The sequence below is a fragment of the Neisseria sp. HMSC061B04 genome (assembly GCF_001836705.1).
Taxonomy (GTDB): domain Bacteria; phylum Pseudomonadota; class Gammaproteobacteria; order Burkholderiales; family Neisseriaceae; genus Neisseria.
This window is the reverse complement of record NZ_KV830242.1, coordinates 1-822: the sequence shown is the minus strand read 5'-3', so window position 1 is coordinate 822 and position 822 is coordinate 1. Positions and strand designations below refer to the sequence as shown.

At 40.8% G+C, this 822-nt stretch carries 2 protein-coding genes; both read right to left on the bottom strand.

Going from position 1 to position 822, the window contains the following annotated elements:
- Window positions 1–93: 93 nt before the first annotated feature.
- Window positions 94–606 (bottom strand): DUF4189 domain-containing protein, encoded by a 513-nt coding sequence (locus HMPREF2661_RS11380; RefSeq protein ID WP_079453774.1) that lies wholly within the window; start codon window positions 604–606, stop codon window positions 94–96.
- Window positions 607–620: 14 nt separating this feature from the next.
- Window positions 621–822 (bottom strand): hypothetical protein (locus HMPREF2661_RS11695; protein WP_210400058.1); only part of this gene is annotated, 202 nt, incomplete at its 5' end.

Genomic DNA, 822 nt, shown 5'->3' with positions numbered 1-822 from the left:
TTTCATAATATTTTCTTTAAGTGGAAATGGGTAAAATTCAATATTCTAATACGAGCCGTCCGGAATTTCAGACGGCCCTTGAGATTTTAGATATTAGGGAAGCGAGCAGCCTTCAGGTAAATAAACTTGACAATCTCTTACTTTGGGATCAGCTTTACATTTGGCCAATGCAGCAGCTTCCGCCAATCCCTTGTCTTTTCCTGCAAAAAAAGACGTCCATTGAGTTGGGTTATTAATTATCTGGCCTCTCGCAGCAGCAATACAACCGTTTCTAACCCAAGAAGCTACTCTGCAAGAAGCCTTTGGGTTTCCTTGTCTACATTGAGTCAAAGCCGCTTTCTTTGCTTTAGACAAAGAGTCCTGATTTAATACACCGCTTGCATAGCCAGTATCCATATTCATTGCCACGGCACCATATTTAGAAGGGATATGAACAATAACTGGAGTTTGTTGTTGATTCATGGAACCGTTGTAGTATGGGTCATTTGCCAAAATGGGAGCCATACAGTGGGGATCTCCAGAGGGGCCACCGCCTACACCTGGAGAACAGGCAAAAGAAAACATGGGAAACAAGCCCATACAAAGAATAAAAATTGCTTTCTTCATGATATATTTGTTCCTCAATTTATTGGATTCTTCGGATCTTTGCTACCAGTGGCTATTCCTAATGTAGATTGTCCTTGTGTCTTAACTACATTTGTATTTGAGACTGTGTTACCAGATTGCCAGTTACCCTGAGGTATACTAGTATTTAAGTCAGTATTATTTCCTATTTGCTGCTGAGTAGAATTAATCTGAGGAGGTGCATTATGCCCTGGCATC